This window comes from Clostridium homopropionicum DSM 5847 (assembly GCF_001263795.1).
In the GTDB taxonomy this organism is placed as follows: Bacteria; Bacillota; Clostridia; order Clostridiales; family Clostridiaceae; genus Clostridium_H; species Clostridium_H homopropionicum.
This window is the reverse complement of the sequence record NZ_LHUR01000048.1, coordinates 1-4707: the sequence shown is the minus strand read 5'-3', so window position 1 is coordinate 4707 and position 4707 is coordinate 1. Positions and strand designations below refer to the sequence as shown.

Sequence of the window (4707 nt, the reverse complement as noted above, 5' to 3'; positions counted from 1 at the left end):
GCCTAACGGCTAAAATAATTAGGGACTAATTTCCATTATTCGTATTTTTTAATGGATTTTTTGTGATACCTATTTTTACTCATAAATTTTTTTATAAAAATTTATTGACTTTTACTAGCTGGTCTAAAACTGTATTTTATACAATAATCTTTTGTTCACTAAAACTTATATATCTATTTCCTGCAATAATAATATGATCTATAACATCTATTTCTATAGGAGCTAATGCACTTATTATTCTTTTAGTTGCATTAATATCTGACTCTGAAATATTCATGGTTTCCCCTGGATGATTATGTGATAATATTATTGAATGCGCTTTATGCCTAAGAGCAGATTCAACAATTAATCTTGGATATATTGGTGCTTCATCAATAGTTCCCTCATGTACTATTTCATAATGAAGTAAATTATGTTGTGCATCTAAACATATTACATAAAATACTTCATAACTTATTCCATAATATAAGCTGCAAGCAAATTCTCCTGCCTTTTTTGATGAATCTAAACTTAACTTCTCCTTTCCTCTATCAGCCATATATTTTCTGATAAAGTGTGGAAATAAACTAATTAATATAGATGAGTGCTCAGATATACCACTTATTTTTTCTAAGTCTTTTGGATTAGCCTCCACAACCTTTGATAACGAACCGAACTTATTGATAAGCTTGTGTGCTATTTCATTTGTATCCTTATATGGTATAGCATAAAATAATATTAACTGCAGAACTTCATGATCTTCAAAGCTCTGCAAACCTTCCTGTAAAAATCTATTTTTTAGTCTTTGCCTATGACCATTATGTAGTGATTTTTTCAAGCATGTGCCTCCAATTCTATATTCTTTTAACATATAATACACTTTCTAGTATATAACCACTACAAATTATAGCCAATTATGATTCTTTTATATCAGATTAACATCTGAAAGCATATGTATAAAATATATTTTCTACAGAACAATCCATATTTTCTTTACTTTTCTCCTATATTTTAAAATTTAAGTTATACCGTATTCCTTTAAATTGCATCGAACCTCCTCCTATAAAACTCTCTCTCCCTAAACTCCACAGCATCCCTAAAATGGTCTGAGAAAATTTCATTACCCTTAAACTCCTCTATCTCCTCATTTAAACAAAACTCTTCTCCATCTTTATAGAAAAAATCATTAGAAGTTTGTAATAAGAATTTTATAGGATTATCCTTAGCTAATTTCACATATTCTCTCTTATCCCAGGTTTTATAGTTACTTGTGGCTTTATGTCTTAATAAATCAATTCCATTTGAAGCTTTAGCATAAAATTCCTTAAAGCTTGTAAATATGTCGTCATCATTTATTTTTATTTTTAAATTGCCTTTATTATAAAAAGCTAAAAACACAGGAAGCTTATAGGTTTTGCTCATGCTAGTAGTTTCAAGCATATTAATAAATTCTTCAGCCTTAGTATTTATTAGAGCTTTTTCTTCTTCCCTTAGTTCTCCTATACTATTTAAAAATCTTATATAATTGTTGAATATATTCTGTTTAGATTTTCTTTTCATATTTTCGTAAATATCATCATCCATATAGGTGAACATCTCAAGTCTAGAAGGTATTTTCCCTAAATCTTCTTTTACCCTAAAGTAATCTTCTATTATTAAATCTTGTATTTTCTTATTTGCCTCTTCCATCTTTTTAAATATATCTATTAGCTGCCATTGAAAATCTACTATACAGTCTTCTGGATAATCTTCTTCTTTAGGAGTACTGATCCCCTTTAATCTATCCTTTATATTCTCTCTATTCCCAGTTAAGAAGAAAGGAATAAGGTTAGCTTTTTTATAATTTCCTATGAAATCTAGTACATTAAGATATTTTTTATCGTGATATTTTCTAAGTCCTCTTCCTAGCTGCTGAAGAAATATTGTAGGAGATTCTGTAGGCCTTAGGAACATTACCATATCAATAGAAGGTATGTCCAAACCTTCATTAAACATATCTACAGAGAATATTACTTTTATTTCCCCTTTAACAAGCTTGCTTATAGCTTCATTTCTTTCAGTATTACCATCATCATCTCCACTGTATACTGCACAAGCTGGTATATCTTTATTATTAAAATAATCTGCCATAAATTGAGCATGCTTTTTAGAACTGCAAAAACCTAAAGCTCTATTACTTATGTACTTTTTATAATTATTTACTATAAGCTCTGCTCTCTTATTAATATTTAATGCCTCTTCCAACTCTTTTTCATTGTATTTTCCATTTTTGTATTCCACATTTTCATAATTAATGCTTTCATCATATATTCCATAATATCTGAAAGGTACAAGCCATCCCTTATTAATTGCATCTTTAAGACCTACTTCGTAAACCACGTTATAATCACATAGAGCATAAACATCTTTATTGTCTAATCTATCTGGTGTTGCTGTAAGTCCTAACAAGAATTTAGGCTTAAAATACTCTATTAAATTTTTATAGTTCCCAGCGGCAGCATGATGAAATTCATCAATTATTATGTAATCGAAATAATCTTTCTTAAAGTTATCTTTACTTAGATATTCCTTTTTTCCTAAGGTTTGTACTGTAGAAAACAATACGTCACAATCCTTATCTCTTGTGCTGTTCATAAAGAAGCCTGTTTTTGTATTTTCTCTTACATTTTTAAAGCTTCTTTCTGCTTGTTTTAAGATCTCTTCTCTATGTGCTACAAATAAAACTCTATTAAAATCAATGGAATCAAAAGCTGCAAGGTAGGTTTTCCCTATACCTGTAGCTGCTACAACTAAAGCTTTATCCATATTTTCTTCTCTTGATTTTCTAAGCTCATAAAGTGCTTCAATTTGTGCCCCTTTAGGTTGCGGATATGATATAACTTTATTTTCTTCTGATTTTTCTTCTTCTCTTTTTTCTATATCTTTATAAAGCTTTGGCCTTACCCATTGCTTTGAATAATTCTGAAGCTCATTATCATCTATTATTATGGCTTCATTTAGAAATAGCTTTTCAAAGGTATCTTTATAATATCTAAAATCTTCTTTATGATCCTTTTTAGTTAATCTATAATTCCACTCTATTCCATCTATCAATGCAGATTTTGATATATTAGAAGATCCTACAAATATGTCCCCTCCATCCTCATATTCAAATATGTATGCCTTTGGATGAAAGCTTCTCCTTTTGTCCTTATAAAATCTAAGGTCCACTTTATCACCTAGAATCTCTTTCAAAAGATATAAAGCAGAAGGCTGAGTTATGTTTAGATAATTTCCTGTTAAGATTCTAGTAGGAATGTTTTTATTAATAACTTCCTTTAAATCTTCCTCCAAAAGTCTAACCCCTGATTCCATTAGAAAAGCTACTATTATATCAATACCTATTGCTCTTTTAATAGAATTTTTTAATCTTGTGTATAAATGATGATTACCACCTGTAATACAGTTTTCAGAAAATGTATCTATTCCTTTATTTGATATACCATCTATTAGCCTTGTTTCCAGTGTACTTTTATAAAGTTGCTTCACTATCTCACCTTCTAAAAATTAATTCAACTTGCTTTCTTATATGTATACTCAGAAGCTTTTATTGAAATTATTTCCATATATACCATTTTGACAGTATTAAGCTTACAGAGTAAAATTTATGTATATATTAACTCTGGAGGTAAAGCACATGAAAATATACAACAAACTTGTCCGAGATAAAATTCCTCAAATTATAAAAAATTCCAACAAAGCTTTTGACATACACGTAGCCTCTAAAGAGGAATCTTTAGAACTCCTTAATAAAAAACTTGATGAAGAAGTGTCTGAGTTTCATAAGGATCAAAACCTAGAAGAACTTTCAGATATAATGGAAGTCATTTTCGCTCTAGCTAAAAATTTAGGCTTTAGTGAAGAAGAACTTCTAAACAAGCGCCTAGAAAAGCGTGAAGCTCGTGGTGGTTTTGACGAAAACATAGTATTAGAAAAAGTTTATGAATAGTATGATGTATGATGGATATATCCTACCCATCGTACTCTACTAATTCCTTTTTAAACTTTCTAATTCCCCCTCTTGGGTTCTCTACATCTCCCTTATACCGAGGTATTAAATGCACATGAAGATGCATTATAGTTTGTCCTCCATACTCCCCTACATTTATTCCTACATTGTATCCATCTGGCTTATATTTTTTATCTATATTCCTTTTAACTTCATGTAGCAGCTTATATATTCCCTTTACTTCTTCCTCTGTGGCTTCAAAAAAACTTTCAAAATGTCTCTTAGGAATTATAAGAGCATGCCCTTCGTTTACTGGAAAGTTATCATATATTGCAAAAGCAAAAGCATTTTCTACTATGTATTTTTCTTTAGGGTAATTGCAAAATAAACAGCTCATCTTCTCTTACCTCTCCCCTCTCTTCAAAACCCCCACAGCAACTCCAATTATCCTTGCATCTTCACTTCTGAGCATAATAGGCTCGTAATTAGGATTCTCAGGCATTAAAATAACCGAATCACCCATCTTTGTGAATCTCTTCAGGGTTGCAGTTTCTCCTTCTGCTGCTGCCACTATGTCTCTATTTTCTGCGGTATTTTGCCCCTTTATTATTACTGTCAACAATAATTTAAAAGTACACAAAAGTACCATTCAAAAAGTACATAGATTAGGTAAAAAATTTTACTTTGATTGTATAAGGGTGTTAATTACATCCTTTTTATTATTCATGAACTCTTTTCTA

5 protein-coding genes are annotated in these 4707 nt (G+C 30.0%); 1 reads left to right on the top strand and 4 read right to left on the bottom strand.

Annotated elements, in window-relative coordinates; all coding sequences use genetic code 11:
• Positions 1 to 136 precede the first annotated feature (136 nt).
• Together CLHOM_RS17720 and CLHOM_RS17715 are read right to left on the bottom strand one after the other, a co-directional pair.
• Entirely contained in the window at positions 137 to 817 is a 681-nt protein-coding gene (locus tag CLHOM_RS17720; RefSeq protein ID WP_242846805.1) for a JAB domain-containing protein, read from the bottom strand.
• A 200-nt stretch (positions 818 to 1017) separates the two neighbouring features.
• Positions 1018 to 3507 (bottom strand): DEAD/DEAH box helicase family protein, encoded by a 2490-nt coding sequence (locus CLHOM_RS17715; RefSeq protein ID WP_423230646.1) that lies wholly within the window; start codon positions 3505 to 3507, stop codon positions 1018 to 1020.
• 148 nt (positions 3508 to 3655) lie between these two features.
• Between CLHOM_RS17715 and CLHOM_RS17710 the strand changes: the two genes are divergently transcribed.
• Complete coding sequence (locus CLHOM_RS17710; RefSeq protein WP_052223012.1) at positions 3656 to 3967, top strand: nucleoside triphosphate pyrophosphohydrolase; 312 nt, start codon at positions 3656 to 3658, stop codon at positions 3965 to 3967.
• A gap of 22 nt (positions 3968 to 3989) precedes the next feature.
• Here the strand turns inward: CLHOM_RS17710 and CLHOM_RS17705 are convergent, their stop codons facing one another.
• On the bottom strand, positions 3990 to 4364 hold the full coding sequence (locus CLHOM_RS17705; protein WP_052223011.1) for an HIT family protein: 375 nt from the start codon (positions 4362 to 4364) through the stop codon (positions 3990 to 3992).
• A 6-nt stretch (positions 4365 to 4370) separates the two neighbouring features.
• Positions 4371 to 4607: a LexA family protein gene (locus CLHOM_RS18100; RefSeq protein ID WP_074783032.1), complete on the bottom strand. Its 237-nt coding sequence runs from the start codon at positions 4605 to 4607 to the stop codon at positions 4371 to 4373.
• Between the last annotated feature and the right edge of the window lie 100 nt (positions 4608 to 4707).

Excerpts from the sequence above, each read along its gene's own strand:
- CLHOM_RS17710 (WP_052223012.1), top strand. The coding sequence starts at position 3,656 with ATGAAAATATACAACAAACTTGTCCGAGATAAAATTCCTCAAATTATA.
- CLHOM_RS17705 (WP_052223011.1), bottom strand. The coding sequence starts at position 4,364 with ATGAGCTGTTTATTTTGCAATTACCCTAAAGAAAAATACATAGTAGAA.